This window comes from Paenibacillus methanolicus, assembly GCF_008124765.1.
Lineage (GTDB): Bacteria > Bacillota > Bacilli > Paenibacillales > Paenibacillaceae > Paenibacillus_Z > Paenibacillus_Z methanolicus.
In genome coordinates, this window is the sequence record NZ_VNHS01000011.1 from 37,877 (window position 1) to 57,076 (window position 19,200).

General features: G+C 59.9%; 20 protein-coding genes and 1 riboswitch. Of the genes, 7 read left to right on the forward strand and 13 right to left on the reverse strand.

Annotated elements, in window-relative coordinates; genetic code table 11:
* Positions 1-24 precede the first annotated feature (24 nt).
* Positions 25-2,109 carry a class 1b ribonucleoside-diphosphate reductase subunit alpha gene (gene nrdE / locus BCM02_RS26215; protein ID WP_148932107.1) on the reverse strand — a complete coding sequence of 695 codons (2,085 nt, stop codon included), beginning with the start codon at positions 2,107-2,109 and terminating at the stop codon, positions 25-27.
* Positions 2,096-2,455, reverse strand: coding sequence for a class Ib ribonucleoside-diphosphate reductase assembly flavoprotein NrdI (nrdI, locus tag BCM02_RS26220; protein ID WP_148932108.1), 360 nt, complete (start codon positions 2,453-2,455; stop codon positions 2,096-2,098). The genes nrdE and nrdI overlap by 14 nt, the downstream gene beginning before the upstream one ends.
* 704 nt (positions 2,456-3,159) lie before the next feature.
* Here nrdI and BCM02_RS26225 point away from each other — a divergent pair.
* Positions 3,160-3,549 carry a hypothetical protein gene (locus BCM02_RS26225; protein WP_148932109.1) on the forward strand — a complete coding sequence of 130 codons (390 nt, stop codon included), beginning with the start codon at positions 3,160-3,162 and terminating at the stop codon, positions 3,547-3,549.
* Here the strand turns inward: BCM02_RS26225 and BCM02_RS26230 are convergent.
* From BCM02_RS26230 to BCM02_RS26240, 3 genes are all read right to left on the reverse strand, one after another.
* Entirely contained in the window at positions 3,544-4,053 is a 510-nt protein-coding gene (locus tag BCM02_RS26230; RefSeq protein WP_148932110.1) for a CBO0543 family protein, read from the reverse strand. The two genes, BCM02_RS26225 and BCM02_RS26230, sit on opposite strands and share 6 nt — an antisense overlap.
* Before the next feature lie 396 nt (positions 4,054-4,449).
* A complete protein-coding gene (locus BCM02_RS26235; protein WP_148932111.1) occupies positions 4,450-5,034 on the reverse strand; it encodes an RNA polymerase sigma factor in 585 nt (194 codons plus the stop codon).
* Between the two features lie 99 nt (positions 5,035-5,133).
* Complete coding sequence (locus tag BCM02_RS26240) at positions 5,134-5,985, reverse strand: alpha/beta hydrolase (protein WP_148932112.1); 852 nt, start codon at positions 5,983-5,985, stop codon at positions 5,134-5,136.
* 290 nt (positions 5,986-6,275) lie between these two features.
* Here BCM02_RS26240 and BCM02_RS26245 point away from each other — a divergent pair, with 290 nt between their 5' ends.
* Positions 6,276-7,817, forward strand: coding sequence for an MDR family MFS transporter (locus BCM02_RS26245; protein ID WP_148932113.1), 1,542 nt, complete (start codon positions 6,276-6,278; stop codon positions 7,815-7,817).
* A gap of 151 nt (positions 7,818-7,968) precedes the next feature.
* Here the strand turns inward: BCM02_RS26245 and BCM02_RS26250 are convergent, their stop codons facing one another.
* Together BCM02_RS26250 and BCM02_RS26255 are read right to left on the reverse strand one after the other, a co-directional pair.
* Positions 7,969-9,153, reverse strand: coding sequence for a KamA family radical SAM protein (locus tag BCM02_RS26250; RefSeq protein WP_148932114.1), 1,185 nt, complete (start codon positions 9,151-9,153; stop codon positions 7,969-7,971).
* 233 nt (positions 9,154-9,386) lie between these two features.
* A riboswitch (cyclic di-AMP (ydaO/yuaA leader) is annotated at positions 9,387-9,607 on the reverse strand.
* A gap of 231 nt (positions 9,608-9,838) precedes the next feature.
* Complete coding sequence (locus BCM02_RS26255; protein ID WP_148932115.1) at positions 9,839-10,456, reverse strand: phosphatase PAP2 family protein; 618 nt, start codon at positions 10,454-10,456, stop codon at positions 9,839-9,841.
* 190 nt (positions 10,457-10,646) lie between these two features.
* Here BCM02_RS26255 and BCM02_RS26260 point away from each other — a divergent pair, with 190 nt between their 5' ends.
* Positions 10,647-11,582, forward strand: coding sequence for a GH25 family lysozyme (locus BCM02_RS26260; RefSeq protein ID WP_148932116.1), 936 nt, complete (start codon positions 10,647-10,649; stop codon positions 11,580-11,582).
* An 85-nt stretch (positions 11,583-11,667) separates the two neighbouring features.
* Here the strand turns inward: BCM02_RS26260 and BCM02_RS26265 are convergent, their stop codons facing one another.
* From BCM02_RS26265 to BCM02_RS26275, 3 genes are all read right to left on the reverse strand, one after another.
* Positions 11,668-11,934 (reverse strand): hypothetical protein, encoded by a 267-nt coding sequence (locus BCM02_RS26265; RefSeq protein WP_148932117.1) that lies wholly within the window; start codon positions 11,932-11,934, stop codon positions 11,668-11,670.
* A 183-nt stretch (positions 11,935-12,117) separates the two neighbouring features.
* Entirely contained in the window at positions 12,118-14,394 is a 2,277-nt protein-coding gene (locus BCM02_RS26270) for a GDYXXLXY domain-containing protein (RefSeq protein WP_187434415.1), read from the reverse strand.
* Positions 14,395-14,716: 322 nt separating this feature from the next.
* Positions 14,717-14,977 carry a YqkE family protein gene (locus tag BCM02_RS26275; RefSeq protein WP_148932119.1) on the reverse strand — a complete coding sequence of 87 codons (261 nt, stop codon included), beginning with the start codon at positions 14,975-14,977 and terminating at the stop codon, positions 14,717-14,719.
* A 148-nt stretch (positions 14,978-15,125) separates the two neighbouring features.
* Here BCM02_RS26275 and BCM02_RS26280 point away from each other — a divergent pair, with 148 nt between their 5' ends.
* Positions 15,126-15,557 carry an organic hydroperoxide resistance protein gene (locus BCM02_RS26280; protein WP_281288237.1) on the forward strand — a complete coding sequence of 144 codons (432 nt, stop codon included), beginning with the start codon at positions 15,126-15,128 and terminating at the stop codon, positions 15,555-15,557.
* Positions 15,558-15,693: 136 nt separating this feature from the next.
* On the opposite strand, the gene BCM02_RS26285 is transcribed toward BCM02_RS26280, so the two are convergent.
* Both BCM02_RS26285 and BCM02_RS35445 read right to left on the reverse strand, forming a co-directional pair.
* Positions 15,694-16,206, reverse strand: coding sequence for a DUF402 domain-containing protein (locus BCM02_RS26285; RefSeq protein WP_148932121.1), 513 nt, complete (start codon positions 16,204-16,206; stop codon positions 15,694-15,696).
* A gap of 76 nt (positions 16,207-16,282) precedes the next feature.
* Positions 16,283-16,426, reverse strand: coding sequence for a hypothetical protein (locus BCM02_RS35445; RefSeq protein WP_187434416.1), 144 nt, complete (start codon positions 16,424-16,426; stop codon positions 16,283-16,285).
* Positions 16,427-16,686: 260 nt separating this feature from the next.
* On the opposite strand from BCM02_RS35445, the gene BCM02_RS26290 reads away from it, so the two are divergent.
* Positions 16,687-17,271 carry a Crp/Fnr family transcriptional regulator gene (locus tag BCM02_RS26290; protein WP_148932122.1) on the forward strand — a complete coding sequence of 195 codons (585 nt, stop codon included), beginning with the start codon at positions 16,687-16,689 and terminating at the stop codon, positions 17,269-17,271.
* Between the two features lie 25 nt (positions 17,272-17,296).
* On the opposite strand, the gene BCM02_RS26295 is transcribed toward BCM02_RS26290, so the two are convergent.
* A complete protein-coding gene (locus tag BCM02_RS26295) occupies positions 17,297-18,013 on the reverse strand; it encodes a DUF4386 domain-containing protein (protein WP_148932123.1) in 717 nt (238 codons plus the stop codon).
* Positions 18,014-18,291: 278 nt separating this feature from the next.
* Between BCM02_RS26295 and BCM02_RS26300 the strand changes: the two genes are divergently transcribed.
* Positions 18,292-18,552, forward strand: coding sequence for a hypothetical protein (locus BCM02_RS26300; protein WP_148932124.1), 261 nt, complete (start codon positions 18,292-18,294; stop codon positions 18,550-18,552).
* 345 nt (positions 18,553-18,897) lie between these two features.
* Positions 18,898-19,035 (forward strand): hypothetical protein, encoded by a 138-nt coding sequence (locus BCM02_RS35450; RefSeq protein ID WP_187434417.1) that lies wholly within the window; start codon positions 18,898-18,900, stop codon positions 19,033-19,035.
* Positions 19,036-19,200: the final 165 nt, after the last annotated feature.

A 19,200-nucleotide genomic window follows, 5' to 3' on the forward strand; every position in this document is an offset into this window, starting at 1 on the left:
TTCCCATCGGTAAAACTGCGCGGTTTACACCGCGCAGCTGATGCACTCTTCCACCGAAAGGCGGTTCGTGCGCGTATAGTAGAGCGATTTGAGCCCTTTGCTTGCCGCGTAGATATAGTAACGGGCCAATTGGCGCGTCGTCACGTCGCTGTTGACGTGAAGCACCGTGGAGATGCCTTGATCGACGTGCGGTTGGATCTCCGCGATCAGGTCCAGCACCTTCAGCTGGTCCATTTGGTAGGCCGACTTGTAGAAGAAGAAGTTCTCCTTGTTCATGAACGGCATCGGGTAGTACGTCGTCGAGTTCGCGTACGTGCGCGTCTCGATCTGCTCGACGATCGGCATAACGCTGCTCGTCGCGTTCTGAATGTACGAGATGCTCTGCGTCGGCGCGATCGCCATCCGGTAAGCATGGTACAGGCCGTGCGTCTTCACTTGCTCGCGCAGCGCCGCCCATTGCTCCGGTCCCGGAACGTCCATGCCGTCGAACAGCCCTTTGACCTTCTCGCTCGCCGGACGGTAATCCGTCGCCACGTAACGGTCGAAGTACGTGCCGCTCGCGTAGTCGGACTTCTCGAAACCTTCGAACGTGATGCCCGCGTCGCGCGCGATCTCCATGCTTTTCTCGATGGAATAGAAGTTCATCATCATGAAGAACGTGCGGGCGAATTCCTTCGCTTCGTCGCTCTCGTACGCGATCTTGTTCTTGGCGAGGTAGCCGTGCAGGTTCATCGCGCCAAGACCGACCGAGTGCAGCTCGCGGTTCGCTTTCGCCACGCCCGGCGCGTTCGCGATCGTCGTCATGTCGCTGACGGCCGTCAGCGCGATCATGCCTTCGAATACCGACTCGCGCAGCTTCTTGTGCTCCATGACGTTCGCGATGTTGAGCGAAGCCAGGTTGCAGCTGATGTCCCGCAGAATCTTGTCCTCGATGCCGTAGTCGCCGATCTCCGACGTCTCCTGCAGCTGGAAGATCTCCGTGCACAGGTTGGACATCTTAATCTGTCCGATCCCGGAGAGCGCATGCGCCGCGTTTGCGTTCGTCTTGTTCATAATATATGGATAGCCCGATTCGAGCTGGATGGTCGCAATCTTCACGAGCATGTCGCGCGCGCTCATAACCGCTTTCTTCTTGACGCGGTCGTCCGCGAGCAGCGTGTCGTACATCTCGTCCATGTTCAGGTCGTCCAGATGCCGGCCGTACGCCTTATACACCGTGTACGGCGCGAACACGTGCAGCATCTCGTTGGCTTCCGCCAGCTTGTAGAAGCGGTTCGGCACGATCAGGCCGATCGACAGCGTCTTGATGCGGGACTTCTCGTCCGCGTTGATCTTCTTGCTGTCGAGGAACTCCATGACGTCCCAGCCGAAAATGTTGTAGTACGCCGCGCCGGAGCCTTTACGCTGGCCCATCTGGTCCGCGTAGGAGAACGCGTCTTCCATCAGCTTCAGCACCGGCATGATGCCCTTCGCCGCGCCTTCGACGCCCTTGATGGATTCGCCGCGCCCGCGCAGCTTGGACAGGTTGACGGCTACGCCGCCGCCGATCTTGGACAGCTGCATGCACGTCGCCAGCACGTAGTTGATCGAGTTAAGCGAATCGTCCGCTTCGAGCAAGAAGCAGGATACCATCTCGCCGCGGCGGCTCTTGCCCGCGTTCAGGAACGTCGGGGTCGCCGGCTGCAGCCGCTGCTCCATCATGGAAGCCGCCAGCGTGCGCGCCGTCGCGCCGTTGCCGCGTCCCAGATGCAGGGCGACGATCGCCACGCGGTCCGGGTAATGCTCGAGGTATAGGGAGTGGTCGTTGCTCTTCACGGCATAGTCCGTATAGAACTTCGATGCGGCCATATACGACGGGAAGCGGAAATTGTAATCGTGCGTGATGCGATATACGTCCTCGACTTCTTCGGCCGTATACTTCTCGTACAGGTCCTCGTAATAGTCGTTATCAATCATATATCGAACTTTGTCCGCCGTGCTCGTGAACACCACGCTCTTCCGGTAGACCTCTTCCATAAACGCCTCTACGGCTTCTTGATCGCGTTCCAGCTGAAAAAATCCGTCCGCGTCGCGCTGCATGAGCAAATTGTTCAATTCAATATGCTTCAACTGCCCGCACCCCCTGTTCAAATCGCTCTACGTCTCTCGCCGTGCCGGCGAGCTCGAATTTATGCAAGACCGGTACCCCGTACATACGAGATATAGTGTCCGCGCTCTTGGCGAACCCTTCTCCCCAGTTCCGGTTCCCGCTTGCGCAAACGCCCTTGAGGCGCTCATGATTCCGGTGCAGGAAAGATTGCACCTTATCCGGCACTTGGCCGAATCCGGTCGTATAGGTGATCAGCACGAAAGGCTCGTCCACCGTCATCGTTTCATCGATTTGAACCGCGCGGGCTTTGACCTTTTCGACAAATCTTCGTACGTTTCCTGTACGGGAATCATAAGCGATCAACATGGCCATTCTCTCTCCTTATACACAGATACTACGAAACGCGTTCGTAAGTATGCTATACACAGTCTGCCTCGACTTCAACCATATGTAGTCGGCCGAAACTAAATCTATATCAATATATAGTGTTTGTCAATCGTTCTCCCCCTCAGAATCTCGCATGGAAAGCCCTCTGCCCAGCAACTGCGCGCCTTTGCTAGATTCTAAAAATTTTTCGACAAAAAAAGCGCCGTTTCGTAGCAATCGGCGGTAAGCCTTTTCACTGCGGCACTTCTGGAATTCCTGCCCGAAATTCCGTTATTCCGGAATTTTTTTTGCCCTTGTGGACAGCTTGTGGACGGGATGCGAAGCGGTTGTGGACGGGGTGTGGATGGCGTGTGGACGATTGTCGAATGCGGGGAGGAAAACATTGGAGCGGTTTCGTTGCGCGCGACATTTATCAACAGTCCGACACTAGATATAGTGTTGCCTGCCTATGGTTGGGTCGGAGGCGAGTACGGTACCGGAGGACGGAGTTGATACGGTCGATTGCAGGACTTTGAAAATCGGGGAGTCGCGACGGGGGCGAACCGCTTGTTAAGGCGGCTGCGCGAGCGAACCTCTTTTTAAGATAATTTTCAGCTACGCTTTAGGAAGGCTTCAGCTTGCCGCGCTATAGTGGGAAACAATGGCATGATGCCGCAAGCACGCTAAAGGAGGAACGCCCGCCGATGACCACCACGCGACGACGCGCCAGGCTCGCCCTTAACCTCATCCTCTCGCTGGTTCTGTTCGCCTCCGGCGCGGCCGCCCTGGCGTCCGCGGACCGCTGGTTCGCCGGGACGGCACGAACGGCCGGAGCGCCTGGCGGTCCGGCGCTGCACGCTCACGTCAAATCCGCGGTTGCGGAGAGGATCATGGGCACGCGGCTGCCGGAGCCCGGTCCCCCGCTCGGCTTCTTCGCTAGACTCTGCCTGCTGATCGCGGTCGATCTGGCCGCCGTCAGCGCCATGCTGCTGGCCGTGTCGCGCGCGGTTCGCGATATGCGGTCGTTGCGAAGCTCGCCAGAGCCGCGTCCAGGAGAGGCCGCGCGACGTCCTCCGACCGTCGGACGGTCATAGAAGCGGCACCCGGAAGAGGACCAGCCATACGCCCGCGCAAACGACGCTCAGCGCATAGGCCGTCCTTGGTCGCTTGCTGTGCAGCGCCAGCATCGGGAACATTTCGCAATAGAAGAGAAGCGACCACGTCATGCTCCACCCGTTATGATGCGAAATCCCCTTCAGCGAGAGGAACAACCACTCCCACGACGCGTACGCCGCGATCCAGCCCAACATATACCGCCCCTTCGCCGCCCAATTTCTTTCCCACGGATAACGCGCCAAATACAGCAGCGCCGTTAGCGGCAGAAACAGCAGCGTGTACAGCAATTCGGTCGCGAAGCGGCTGCCTATCGGTCTATGCAGCTCATACACCCATAACGGATAGCGCGAGCAGAGATAGTGGTAGGTCAAATCGCAAACGATAATGTACAGGATGGTGGCATGATAGCTCCTCCATTTCGCGAACGCGGCTTGCTTCCAATTGATGACGAGCAGCGCCGCGACGACGCCGATATGCATCATACCTCGGTTACCTCTTTCGAATTACAGGATTTCCCAACATTATGGACGCTTTCTCCCGCCCTCATACGAGTTATTTTCCAATTAATTGTAAATTTTCTCAATGACGCAGGTTACGACGACTATGGCCTATTCTAATTTAGCTGGACCATGCAAGCGAAGGCCGTGCCTTTATATCGGATTTAATTTGGTTTCGGGTTTCGGGTTTCGGGTTTCGCTCGTCGGCGGCGGAAGCCGAGAGGATCGAGGATTAAGGCCGGCCCTTGACCGGCTTTGGCGAAAGAACGGGGAAACAGAGGTTATTATGAAGCGTTACGGAACGCGTTGCTTCCCGTCGCGCCCGGGAAAGTCGGATTCCGCTCCGGCTTCCCTTGTTATCGCGGACTGCGGTTATTCCGGCTACCCTAGCCGCATCAACGCATCCGTCCAGCGGTCCACGGCAAGCGCTCGTTCGCCCGCTTGGCGTACGGGACCCGGGCGCTCCGGCCTGAAGCCGGTCTCGTACGATGCGGCCGTTCGCTTGCGGAGCGTGGATTTGGAGCGATGCAGCACCATTTTGACCGCGGGCACCGTGCAGCCTAGCCGCTGCGCGATATCCAGATAAGAATACCCGAGCACCTCGGCCAGCATAAGCATCTCGACTTCCCGCTCCGACAGCGTCTCGGCCATCCATTCCATCATCCCCCGCACGGTCGCGTAATTCGGGTCGTGGGTCGGATGCTGCATCGCTTCATCCACCGGGACGTGCACGCTTCGCCGTCTGCGGTGGGCGTCGATCGTCAGATTGCGGGCGATCTTGTACAGCAGCGAACGCGGATGCCGAAACTCGCCGGCTTTGCGGAAATGCTGGTAAGCTCGCAGCATAACGTCTTGAAATAAATCCTCGGCTTCCCATGCATTCGCCGTCAAATAGCGGCAGTACGTCCGAAGATGCGCAAAATGCGGCGTCACGGCATCCTCGAACTCGGTCGTCCACGGCGGCATCGCTCTTTCCCTCCCGGTCGCAAGTTCGTCTGCTACCAGTGTACCAGCGCAATGTGAACAACCGATGTCCGCGCGGGCCGCCGAGGATGGCCGCGTTGTTTATGCTTCAACGGCGATGCGCCGCGCATTCAGCCATAACAACATGCTGGCGAACACCTCGCTTCGGCCCCGCTCGTTGTGCAGCTCGTGCTTGAAGCCCGGCCAGGCCATGAATTCGCACGTCTCGCCCGCGTATTCGGCGAACTGTCGGCTGGCCGCAAGCGAGGTCACCTTGTCATCCCCGCCGTGCATAAGCAGCGTCGGCACGGTCAGCCCGGACGCGTGCGCAAGCGCCCACAGCCCCGCCCGCTGCACGCCGAAGAAGAACGCCGCCGTAATATTCCCGTGCCCGAGCGGATCCTCGATATACCGTTTGGCCATCTCCGGGTCGGTCGTCAAGTTCTGCACGGCCAGCGGGCGCGCGTTCGAGAAGGCCGGGTATACCTTCTCCACGATCCGGCCCACGACGACCGACAACTTCGGCGGTTGAAAGGCCAGCTTCAGCCAGGGACCCGTGATAATGGCTCCCGCCAGCTCCGGCTTGCGGCGCAGCAGATAATTGATCGCCACGTTGCCGCCCATGCTGTGTCCGAACAAAAAGCACGGCAAGCCCGGATAGCGCTCGGCCGCCTGCTTTAGCAGCCAATCCACGCCTTCAAGCAGCGCCTCGTACGTCGGCGTATGGCCGCGCTTGCCTTCCGTGCGCCCATGCCCACGCTGATCGAACGCGAGCACCGCCCAGCCGTCGACCGTCAGCATGCCCGCTACGTGCTCGTAGCGCCCTGCATGCTCGCCCATGCCGTGCACGATGCAGACGACGCCTTTGACGAACGCGCCCGGCTCCGGCGTCCATTCGCAGCCGAACATGCGGGTGCCGTCCGCTGCCTTCCAAACGAGTTCCTTGTGGATCATGCGATCCGCCTCCTTTTTTCCAAACTCGCAGATGGACCTTCTCTCATTAGTATACCCGCCCGCGCTCGTTCCCGTCCAAGCGGGGCGCCGGCTCCCCGAAATAAAAAGAAGTCCCCTCGTTCGAACCCTGACAAACTGCTGTCAGGAATAGATGGCTATACTAAAACTAGCCGAAAAACAACTGTTTTAAATTACGCGGCGCCAAGGTATCATATGTGAAGGTCAATTATGGAAACTTCCACGACCGACGCACGTGGACCAATCCAAGCGAGAAAGGAATCTACCCTTACATGAGCACGAAAATAAGCACCAAACCTAAATCCTCCGGCGTCGTCATCGCCGGCCTCCTCCTTGCCATCTTGATGGCATCGATGGACAACACGATCGTCGCGACCTCGATGGGCACGATCATCGGCGAGATGGGCGGCTTGGACAAATTCGTCTGGGTCACCTCCGCCTACATGGTCGCCGAAATGGCCGGCATGCCGATCTTCGGCAAACTGTCCGATATGTACGGGCGCAAACGCTTCTTCGTCTTCGGCATCATCGTCTTCATGATCGGCTCGATTATGTGCGGCACCGCGGACTCGATCGTCGAGCTGTCGCTCTACCGGGTCATCCAAGGCATCGGCGGGGGCGCGCTAATTCCGATCACCTTCACGATCATGTTCGATGCCGTCCCGCCGCAAGACCGCGGCAAGCTCGGCGGCCTGTTCGGCGCCGTCTTCGGCATGTCGAGCATATTCGGCCCGCTGCTCGGCGCGTACATCACCGACTACATCGGCTGGGAATGGATCTTCTACATCAACTTGCCGCTCGGCCTGCTTTCCTTCGCGATGATCGCGTTCTTCTATAAGGAATCGCACGAGCACAGCAAACAACCGATCGACTGGTTCGGCGCCGTCACGCTCATCGGCGCGATCGTCTGTCTCATCTTCGCGCTGGAACTCGGCGGCAAAGAGTACGCATGGAGCTCCGGCCAGATACTCGGCCTGTTCGCGGGCTTCGCGGCGTTCGGCATCGCGTTCTTGTTCATCGAAGCTCGCGCGGCGGAGCCGATCATCTCGTTCAGCATGTTCAAGAACCGCCTGTACGCGTCGAGCAACCTCATCGCGATGCTAAGCGGCGCGGCATTCATTACGGCGTCGGTCTACATCCCGATCTTTATACAAGGCGTGCTGGGGGGCAGCGCGACGAATTCCGGCCTGGTGCTGCTGCCGATGATGCTCGGCTCCGTCGTCACCGCTACCGGCGGCGGCTTCCTGCTCACTAAGCTGCCGTACCGCTCGATCATGCTCCCGACACTGCTCATACTCGTCGTCGGTCTTGCCCTGCTGACGACGCTGTCGCCGGATTCGTCCCGGGTCACGGTGACGGCGTACATGGTATTGGTCGGTCTTGGCATCGGCGCTTCGTTCTCCGTCCTGAGCAACGCCGCCATTCACTCCTTCTCCGCCAAGCAGCGGGGAGCGGCAAGCTCGACGCTTAACTTCCTGCGTTCGCTCGGCATGACGCTCGGCATCACGATCTTCGGCATTCTGCAGAGCCACGCGCTGACGCGCAAGCTGTCCGACTCGTTCGCCGGCACCGGCCAGACCGTGCCGGAAGGACTCGACTTCAGCGATCCGCATGCGCTGCTGAACCCGGCCGTCCGTCAGAACATCCCGGGCGACGTGCTGGACAAAGTCACGGAGGGGCTATCCTCTTCGATCACGTTCACGTTCGCGATCGGCGTTATTCCTGCCGCCCTCGCCTTCGTCTCCGCATGGATCATGAGCAAGGAACGCATGGACCCGGCAGCCGAAGAAGCCGAGTACGCGGCATCGCACTGACGTTGCAATTATGAAAGGCCCGGAACCGCGAGTCGGTCCCGGGCTTTTTGGCGCGCGTCGCAACGATTTGAACGCCAAACAACCGGCAGGCCGCATTCGCCTGTCGGTCGTTCGTCGCTATATGGAACGCTACGCAAGTCGGATCAACCGCTTAGTCTCCGATCGGCATCATGTTGATCGAGACGATCTCCTCGCTGAGCTCGCCTTGTTTCCAGTCGATGCGTACGTCCGGGGCAGGCTCCAGCCAGAGATCGCCGCCCGTCTCCAGAGCGGCGCTGGCTTCGGATTCCGCCGCGGCGCGAGCTTCCGATTCCGTCACGTGCAGCTCGTCGAACCACGTCAGCTCCGGTCCGCAATCCCGCATGACGAAACGCCCCTGCCGCGCGTCGCCCGCCCGGTACAGCTTCATGTATGCGCGGCCATCCTCGACCGCCAGCACTTCGACGATGCCGGAAGCATGATTCATCGACAACCGTACCCGTTTGCCGAGACCGGTCGTAAGCGCCTTCGCCTCCTCGACCAATTCATAGGCGCGGACGAGCGGAATGGCATGCGCCTCATGCGCGCCGTTCGGGTTCGTCATGGCCAAATAATACGGCGCCACGCCCGCCCAAACGAGCTTATCGAGCAGCTCGCCCAACACCGCGGCGTCGTCGTTGATCCCGCGCATCAACAGCGTCCGGTTGACGACGATCGCGCCCGCTTGCTGCAGCGCTTCCAAGCTCAGTTTCGCTTCGGCGGTCAGTTCGCGCGGATGCGTAATATGCGCCGTCACGTAGATCCGTCGCTCGGGCGTCGAATGCGCCCGCAGCAGTTCCAGCAGCTGCTCATTCTCGTAAATGCGCCGCGGCTGGCGAACGGGAAGCTCCGTCGTCAGCCGAATGATCTGCACGTGGCTGATCGCGCGAAGCCGACCAAGCAGAATCGACAGCTGCTGCATCGAGAGGCCAAAGCCGTCGAATCCGCTCAGCAGCACGTGGTTAATCTCCGGATGGCCGGCAATGTACGCGAGTCCCGGTTCAAGATTGGCCGTATCGGTCAACCATTCCGGCGCGATGTTCAGCAGCGCGTTCGAGCCGAACGCATGCTGGCAGCCCGGCACGGTGTCCAGCAGCCCGTCGTGCGGCGTAATCGCCCCGGCGCGTCCGTTCAGCCGATTCTGCGGATCATGCAACAGGCGGAGCGGATCATGCGGGTCGTTCCAATCGATCAGCGTCGCGTAATATTCCGCTTCCTCGGGAAGGTGGGGCAAGACGTCGTCTGTCCGCGGATGGCCGCCGGCTAGGGCGGCAGACTCCTGGATGACGGCCGGATTCATAGGGTCCTGGCTTGGCATGGCAGAAACCTCCTTCTCGTATAATGATCGGGTAAGATGATGGATAAAGGCCTCTTCATGAAGCGTCGGCGGCGCGTTTCGTTCCGGAGAAAAAAAAGACCAGCGCTTTCGCCCGAAAGCCTCACGCGCGCACGGCGCGACAAGCCTTCGGACTGCAACCGGGTCTTCATGAAACAACAAAAAGACCCGTTCGTTCGGGTCTCCTGAATGTGAGCGAAGTTGGTGCTGATCACGGGACCCATCTTCTGCTGACGAGGTTAGCTGACGGACTCGGGATAGATGGTTCCCTACGTTACCGGCGTAACGATTCGCCCCTGCCCGCAGACGATTAAGCCTGCAAGCGTTCCGGCCGCAGCGTTCCTCTTGCGCGTGGCAAGCGAAGCGCCAACGGGGCCGAAATTGGTTCCCCCGCTTCCCGATCCTTAGCGTCACGGGAATTAAGCGTACGCTAAGTGTACCCCCATCTGTCAGAATTGTCAAACGAATATTCGGTCATTCACCCTCTCCCGTCGCGCGTTATTCCGGGCCAAATCGCCTCCTCTCCGGCCAATCGGGCATAAAAAATGACCGCCCCGTTCGGAAGCGGTCATAATCCAAGCGCATACCCCCATAAGGTAAAGTAGGCACACTCGCTTTCATCGCTGGAAGCCGGGTGTGCTACGGCTTTGTGCAGGTCAGGATTTCGCTATCGGCGCACATGCGCCAGGCGGCGGAATAATTTGACGCAGACGGCCAGCCAACAGGCGCTGACCCAATACCCGCCGAGCACGTCGGATGTATAATGCACGCCGAGGTAGACGCGGGAGGTGCCGATGCAGACGATCATGAACACGCTGAACGCGACCAGCGCGCCGCGCCAGCGCTTCGACGGCATATGGCGCCACAGCAAATACGTGAGCAGGCCGTAGAACGTGAACGACGCCATCGAATGCCCGCTCGGAAAACTGTAGCCCGTCTCCTCGATAATTCGGTGAATATCCGGCCGCGCGCGCTCGTAGAGCTGCTTCAACCCTTCGTTCAGCAGCGTCGAACCGAGCATGCCGCCGATGAGCAAATATAACTCTTTCCGGTGCTTCAGCACGACGAAGAGCACGGCCGCCGTCGCCAGCACGAGCGGTATGACGACCTTGCCCGAGCCGATCGTCGTCACGGTCTTGGCGAACGCCGTAAATCCCTCGGATTCCCATCCTTGAATGAAATCGATGACCGCCAAGTCGAACCGCAGCAATTTCTCGCGCGACACGAGCATCGCAAGCCCTTGAAACCCCGCTGCCGCCAAAATCAAATACACCCACCATAGCATAATGATAAGAACCCCCAAGCCGATTTATGTATCCGGGTCCGGATCCAGCCGGAACGTTTACAAATATTTATTATAGGCCAAGCGCCCGCAAGTATGAAATCCGTCCGTAACATTCCTTACCTCCGGCAGCCTGGCCGTGTCGGAGGCGCGACGAGCCGCATAGACTGATCATAATAAGGAGGATGGCGATATGCAGGCGAGAAGCGATAGCAATGTCGATGGCATTGACGTAAGCAGGTATCAAGGCGACGTGAATTGGAGCCGGGTCAAAGCGGCTGGCAAATTGTTCGCCTTCATCAAGTCTTCGGAGGGCAACAGTTCGACCGACCCTCGGTTCGAACGCAACGTCACGGGCGCCAAGGCGGCAGACGTAAAAATCGGATTCTATCACTACGCGCATCCGGAGCGCAATACCCCGGCCGCCGAAGCGGCGCACTTCGTCGGCACGATCAGCGGCTACGACGCCGACTTCCCTCATGTTCTCGACGTGGAAGGCGCCGCGTCTTCCATTGGCGCGGCGGCCCTCACCGACTGGGTCGACGCTTGGCTGGAGGACGTGCGCAGGCAGACCGGACATCCCGTCATGATCTACTCGGGCGCGAGCTTCGCGCGGTCTTATCTTGGCAAGGAGCTGGGAGAGTATCCGCTCTGGATCGCCCACTACGGCGTGAACAAGCCGATGGCCAACAGCACGTGGAGCCGATGGGCCGTCTTTCAATATTCCCAGAGCGGACAGACGGACGGCATTAGCGGCAACGTCGACCTGAACGTGATGGAACGCGCTTTCTTCGACCAGTATACCGGCACGCATACCGAGGTCGAAGACGACGATACGACGAAGCCGGACACGATCAAAATCGTCATCAACGACAAACTGGCCGGGTATGGACGCAGCATCGACGGTCACGTGTACGCCCCGCTTCGCCAGATCGGCGCGGCGACGAGCAACCCGGTCACGTGGGACAACGTCGACAAACAGCCGCAATTCGGCGAGACCGCCGTCACTAATTTCTCCGTGATCGATTCCACGACGTACGTGCCGGTGCGAACGGCGGCCAATTTGCTCGGCGGCAACGCGTATTGGGACGGCGAGACGAAGAAAGTACACATCTACTATCGCGGATAAGGGCCTGCCTGTCCCGAAACGAAAAGCCGCGCCCGCCTGGCAGCATGCTGCTCGGCGGGCGCGGCTTATGTTTGGGCTGGGACACTTACGCTTGCGCTTCGATCTTGGTAAGGAACTCGGCCTCGAGCTTGTCGAGGTGCTTATCCATGCACTTGCAGTAGTAGTCCTTGCGGCACATCGGGCATGGAATGTTCAGCAGGCGATTGGCCGCTTGCAGGTTCCACTCCGGGTTTTTGCTAAGGAACAACCGATATTTTGACTTGTCATTAAGGGTCACAACGTACTGGTACAGTTGCGTCTTGTCATTGATATCCGACACTTCCATGTCCGTAATTTTCGGGTTGAATGCCATTGTTCAGACCGCCTATTTTCAAGATTTTTATGTAAAATAGCATAGCGTGTTACACCTCTTGTTGTCAATTTATTGTACCCCGCCGAGCTAGCGAATATACCTGCGTCCGCCGCGCCACGGCAACGCTCGCGCCAAAAAGCGGCGCCTATCGGACGCCGCCCGCAATCTATCCGGTCCCGCATCTTAACGAGGGAGCAGGCCGACGATCATGCCGTTGCCCGAAAGGCCGACGACGACTTCCGCGAACTTGGCCGTTCGCTCGACCTCGCCTCCCGTTCCCTCCGGAATGAAGAAGTGCTCGATGCCGTATTCGATCCGGAACCCTTCCCATCGGCCGTTCAACGCGACCTCGCCGGCCCCGAGCTTCTCTCCGCTATGGTGCAAGCGGTTGAACCGATACACGCCCGAAGCGTCCGGCGCGAGCACAACCTTGATCTTGGCGCCGTATTCGAGCTGCTCGAAGGCGCTGGCCGCCCGATCGGGAGGCGTTGAAATCCCGTAATTCAGCTCGACGTAATCCCCCTGCAGCAGCGAGCGCGGATCCAGCGGAGCCAGCTCCAGCTTGACCGTCGTCCCGCCTGCCAGCGCCGTCTCGTTGACCGTGATCGTACCGCCCAGCAGCAAACCTTGGAGCAGCAGAATCGACACGAATGCTTTGGCGCCTAGACTCGTTACAGAAGGCGCTTCCGCGGCTTCCCGGCTGCCGAATCTGCGGTCGTAAAGCGCCGTCAAGGCGATGGCGAGCACGCCGGCTAAGGCGAGACTGAACGATTTGTGCAGCAGCTTCCACGCGGTATCGTAATATTTGACGGCCAGGAAGACCGCCCATGCGGCCGCGCCCCAACGATAGTAAAAGCGGTTCGCCCCGTGCGCTTGCGTCAGCAGCAGCGCCGTCAGCGCGCCGAAATAAATCAAGCTGGCGGCGATGAAACGCGTCATCTGGCCGGCTTCTTCCCACGTGAGCAGCAGGCCAAGCGTCAGCAGCGCCAAATAGGCGGCATAGCGCAGCGACCGCTTCCGGTCGGCGTCCCGTACGAGCGAGCCCGCCGCCCAAGCCAGCGCGTTGACCGCGAACAGGGCAGCCAGCTGGTTCCACCCGCCCCGCAGCGAGTCGGGCAGCGCCGCATCCATCAGCCAGAAGGCATACACGTTCGCCAATGCATAGAAGAGGAGCGGCTTCGCGATTCCCTTGGTTAGCGCCCACGCGATCAGCGACAGCGCGACATAGAGCAGCGCGTACATCGGCTTGCCGGCCCACGCGGCCGTCACGAGGCCGAGCAGGACGGCGGTCATCAGCACCGTGAACCGGATCGGCGCCGGCACGGCCTTCATCGCGAATGCCGCCGCGAGCAGCAGCAGGACGCTGATAACCGCCAGCGCCTCGGGCGTGGCGTCCTCCGCCGCCAGCACGGTCAGCCCGACGATGCAGGCCGCGCCGATCACGACGCCAACGCCGCTGACGACGGCCCACAGCACGCGTTGAATATCGAGCGCCGCCACCGTTCTGCGGCTTGCGCGCTTCCGCCCCGCTCCCGCCGAAGTCGGCGCATCCGCAGGTTGCGCAAGTTCATGCTCCCGCTGCAGGCCCTCCTCCCCGTAGGCACCCGGCTCATCCGCATCCAACCGGTTCAAGAAGCGGATGAAGACGGCGCTCGCGGCGAGCAGCCCGATTACGAAGGCGACGCCAAGCGCGAAGAACAGGACGTTCGGGTAATGGACGACCAGCTCGATATATTTCAGAATGAGAAAACACGCCGCGTGCAGGCCGGCCATCGCCAATAGCTGCTTGCCGTCCCGGCGGTGGCGCAGCGCGGAACGGGTAACGGCGGCGACCCATACGACGAATCCCGCATTCATCAGCAGTCCTGCCGAATCGAAGCTCAAGGAGTTCGACAGATAGACAAGCTGGAAACCCGTCATCAGAAAAGCGAGCGTGCGCAGCAGTTTCTCCTCGCCGCGGTATTTCGCCAGCAGCAGGAACAGCGCGAGATTCGCCGCGGCGACCAGCGCGCCGACGATAAAGTCCAGCGTCTCGTCCGGACTCCGCCATCCGGCCGCGTCGACGTAGGCGTAGAACGCCAGGTGCAGCAGCGCGTAGGCGAGCAGCTTGAACGGCCAATACCCGGCGAACCAAGCGAAGAGCAGCGTGGGCACGCTCCACATCAGAAACAGCCCGTAGCTGTCCGCGTGCGAATTATAGATCCTCCCCAGCAAGACGACGCTGACGCCGAACGCGACGCAGCCCGTCACCGCCGCGATCCGCCCGAGCCAAGCGGTGCGGGGACGGCGCCAGAGCGCATAGGAGGCGCCGTACAACGCGGCGGTCAGCAGCACGCTAAGCGCAATCCGGGTTGCGCGGCCGAACGCCCCCCATCCCGAAGCAAAAAAGTAAATCGCCGCGGCGGCGATCATGGCCGCCCCGAGCGCGTATCCCGTTCGGATGACATAGGTCTTCTGCATCGGAAGAACCCTCCTAGTTGAAGTCATGGCTTCGGTCAAAGATCGGCAGCTGCGAGCAGCCTTGTACGACCGCACTCGCTGCCGATGCTCTCAGTATAGCGGCCGAACGAAGGTCGAATAAGTACCATCTTCGTCTGGTACCTGGTACTTAAGCCCGCCTAATGCCAAGTTGAATATGGTATACCCCTATTCGCGGTCATCCACGCTTCGTGGCTGGTATACGCAAGTCGAGTGGGGCAGCAACGCGAATAAGACCGGCGGGGTTACCGCCGGTCTTGATTGGTTCGCCGCTCGGCAGCTCCCGTTCGCGCGGTACGCCGCGCTACTTGTGCTTGCGCCAGTCGAGCTTGCTGTTGTTCAGCAAATGTTCGAAATCGTTATCCAGCCGCTTCTGCTCGGCTTTGCGCGCTTCTTCGGCCCGGACGCGCGCGTCTTCCCGCTGCTGCGCCTCGGCCGCCTTCAGCTGGTCGGATTGCGCCTTTAGCTTCTGCACCATCTCGGGACGAAGCAGGTCCGCCAGCGTCGCCGGTTTGTCCTGCGCGGAGGGCGCGGACGGCGCGGCGGGTTTTCTTTTTTTCGCCATAGGATGATCACCTCGGGTTCGTTAGCTCTCCTGTCATTATAGCACGAACGTCTCCTCCGCGGCCCGGCGGAACGACGCCGCGATTCACGCCGCGGGCCAAGCGGGTAAAGAAGCTCGTAAGCGTCATAGCGAAAGGAGAAGGATGTTATTGAAAACGGTCTATACCGCCCATGTCACTTCCCACGGGGGCCGCGAAGGCTTCGTGCGCTCCGATGACGGCCAATTGAACGTGAAGCTCGGCATGCCGCAAGAAGGCGCGCAGAACGGGACGAACCCGGAGCAGCTGTTCGCGGCCGGCTACGGCGCCTGCTTCCACAGCGCGCTGAAGATGATCGCCCGCGGCAAAGGAATTGAAGCGGCGGACTCCCAAGTCACCGCCCATGTCGCGCTGAACAAGGACGAGCGCCATACATATAAGCTGTCGGTCGTGCTGGAGATCGCGATTCCCAGCCTGGACGAGACGCAAGCCCGCGAGCTGGCAGAGGCGGCACACCAGATGTGTCCATACTCTAACGCGACCCGGGGCAATATCGACGTCGAACTTCGTATCGCGCAAGCTTCGGAGCAGCCTCAGCGCTGATCCGCGCGGCCGCTCTTTCGGCCTGCCCTGCAATAGACAAGCCTGCGGGCGCTCCGCGTGCAATGCGGAGCGCCCGCAGGCTTGTTCTCGTTCCCGCCGCCGGCAGAACGGTTGACGAGATGGCCAAGCCGCATCTTTACATATTCCGAGGCACCTTCGCCGCCAGCCGCTCTAGCGTCCCGTCGAACGGAAACCCGCCTTCTTCGATGCGCCGCCGCAAGGCGGCAAGCTCTTCTCTCACCCGCGCGATCAACGCTTCCGGATAACCGAAGGCGACTGAGTTCTGAGCGAATTCGTCTTCGTCGACGACTCGCCACAGCCCGTCCGCGCCCAACAAATCCAGATCGAGATCGACGAACGACACCTCGTCTTCGCTTATGCGGGCCGGTTCGTTCACATTGCAATAATAATGCACGATCCGACCGTCAACCACGTCGGCGCTCACCGTGAACCAGCAGTCCGCCGCGAAATACTCTACCGTCCAGCGGTCGATCGTAAACACGGCGTTCTTCGTAAAATGGCGCAACCGCCGCCCTAGCGCGCTCAGTACGAAAACATGCGCGTCGCCCCGCTCGAGCAGCGTCGTCTCCCACTCGTAATGCGGGCGCGCGCCGTATTTGAACGCGCGCACCGTCATGTTGCTTGGCATCGGTCCTGTCCTCCGCTCTCTCCCGCTCGCCGCGGGAGTCTCTTCACACGATCGTATGCGCCGCGGCCTGCCCGCGTCAAGCGTCCTGTCCGCTCGGACGCCGGCTCGCCTTCAGTTTATCGAACTCGGGCTGCAATCTCCTGATGAGCAGACGGGTCTGGCGCTGCCGGACCAGCCGGTTCACTTTGCCGGTCAATTTGGAAGAAATAAAAATAATCATCGCTCCATCCCCTCCGCCGTTATATCGTTACGACGGAACAGGCGGCCGCGAAGTTTGTCGAGTTCGAAAATTAGACGCCACACAGCGGATTGGTTTGCGTTCACGGTCGTAAGAGCGGGAATGCAGCATTCAGCCAAAGCGGATTGGTTTGACAGCTTTTTACCGGGCAGACGATTTAGGATACGAATGACTCACGCCCCTAATCGTTCGCCCGGTTTATAATGAGAGCAGAAGCCGACGGACGACGGGAGGCATGACGGATGAAAGACATTTTGTTCCGCTATATGAGCCGGTACACGACCTTGAGCGCGGAGGAGCAGCAGGCGATCGCCGGCGATATTCGGGTGGAGCAATTCGGGAGAGGCACCATCCTCCTGCGTCAGGGCGAGAAGACGACCTCGTGTTATTTCGTGCTGAAGGGCTGCGTCCGGCAGCACGCGGTCGACGAGGCCGGCCGAGACATCACCTCCAATTTCTACACGGAGGAGCAGACCATCGCGTTATTCAACGAGCATCGACCGGACCGCGCGTCCGAGCATGCGCTGACCTGCCTCGAAGACTGCGTGCTGGTCGTCGGCGAGCTTGCGATCGAGCAGGACATGTACGGCAAGCACGCGCAGCTCGAGACGTTGACGCGCCGGATGATGGAGGCGAACTTCGGGCAGATGCAGGAAGAGTTCGCCGCCTTCATCGCCGCCACGCCGGAAGAGCGCTATCGTTCCATGCTGCGGCGAAGGCCCGGCCTCGCGGATCGGGTCCCTCAGCATCAGCTGGCCAGCTACCTCGGCATGACGCCGGAATCGCTCAGCCGGATCAAGAAAAGGGTGCGGGAAGGCGAACGTTGACATGAGCGATGCGAGCGAGGCTCGCTCATAATGCGGTCGGGCGCTGTCCAATACGGCCGCCTCGCAGCAGCAGCCATAGGGCAAAGCCCAACTCCCCCGCCGCCATCGGCACGGTGAACGCCGCCTCCAAACCTGCCGCGATCCCGGCGTATTGCGGGAAGAAGACGCCGCACGCATGCGTCGCGATATAGCCGGCGCTGGCGATAAGCAGCAGAATTCCCCAGACGCGGGGAATATCCGCCGACCTCAGCGCGAGCGCGCCGACGACAAGCAGGTGGACGCCGAATACGATCAGCCCCGTCGACCAGACCGTATCGAAGGCGCGCATCCCCGCAAGCGCCAGCGAAGGCGTCTGAACGTCCGCGAAATCTACCTCTCCGCTCGTCAGAACCAGCACGCCGATCAAGCAGGCCACCGCGATCCCGAGCATCGACGCGTAGGCCAGCCGCAGCCAAGCGCCAAGCAGCGCGAGCCCGGGATGAACCGGCTTCAGAAACAGATACAGCGCCCACGCCGCCACGATGTCGCAGACGAGAATGATGAGCCAGCCGAATAGCTCTGCCCGCAGCAGCCATGAATGCGCCTGTAGATTATGCAAGGTCGCTGCCCCGTCTCCTTCCGCAAGCAGACGCCCATGCGCGTAACCATACGCAAAAGCCGCGGCTGCCGCCATCGCAAGCAGCGCGACGCCGGCCGTCAACGCTAACATGCGGCGCTCCCCTCTGCTATCCTGTGCGATCATTCTATTCCCTCCCGATATTGGTTCTTGATTGTAGTGTAATACGCCTCCTGCGGAAGCGGCATTGACTTAAATCAAGAGGCGGGGATAGCAACCGGTCCGCCCATCCGAAGAAGAAAACGCTTACTTTTTTAACCCCGAAGTTTTAATAAAACTTAAGGTGTTTCGTACCCATCCGCATCATAATCCGACAAATTGCGCACGCCGCTCCTGATAACATAGGGACAAGTTGCGTCGCCCCTATTTGCACCGAACCAACCCCAAAAGGAGCTGAACTTTGCATGCGCTTTGTCATGAACCAGGTATTCGAGAACGAAACCATTCAATTCGATGGCTTTCACTATATCGGGTGTTCCTTCAAGGACTGCACCGTACTCATAACGTCGATGGATTTCGGATTTGACCGTTGCTCCTTCTCCGGCACGACCTTTCATGTGGCCGAAGGGCTGCCGTTGTTCCTCGATACGCGGACTTACGAAGCGTATGAAGCAGAAGCCGAACCGTTCGAGCCGGTAGGCGGCAAAATCCCGATCGAAATTTAACCGACAGCGCGCTGGCCCAAGCCGCGCTCCGTCAATGACGATGGCGTCCCGGGGACTGTTCCCCGCGGCGCCATTTTGATCTTCCGGGATTACCCCGGCCCTTCTCCTCTAGAAGTATCTTCTTCTTTTGTCGAATGGAACAGAAAACGAGGATCCTTCATCGGCAACCTAGTATCCCCTTCCTATTGCACGCCGCCTGTATACGACATTTCGTCGCATAATGCATTGGAATTATTTCCAGTTCAATTTGGTTCTTACCGTTCATTTGCGCCTCATCCTAATCGATTACCATGATAAGACGAGAACCAAATCAAGCGAACTTGCATAAAGGAGAATCTCTCACCTATGAAAAAGCTCGACGCTGCCGCGGCAGCCCTCGCGCTCACGGTCCTGATCGCCACGGCGCTCGGCGTCGGCGCGGCGAATGCCGAACGCACCGTGGCAACGCATCAACTCCCCTCGCTCCAGGCAAACGCGCGGTAAGCAAACGGGGAAGCAACGTCGATAAGACATGGATCGCAAGACCGCCCGGGAACGCGAATGTGCAGAACCGTCGAGGTCGACTCGAGCTATGGCCATCTAAAGCTGAATAGGAACAAATCAGGGCGTACATATCCACGCGCTCCCCCGAACGCAAAAAAGGCGCTC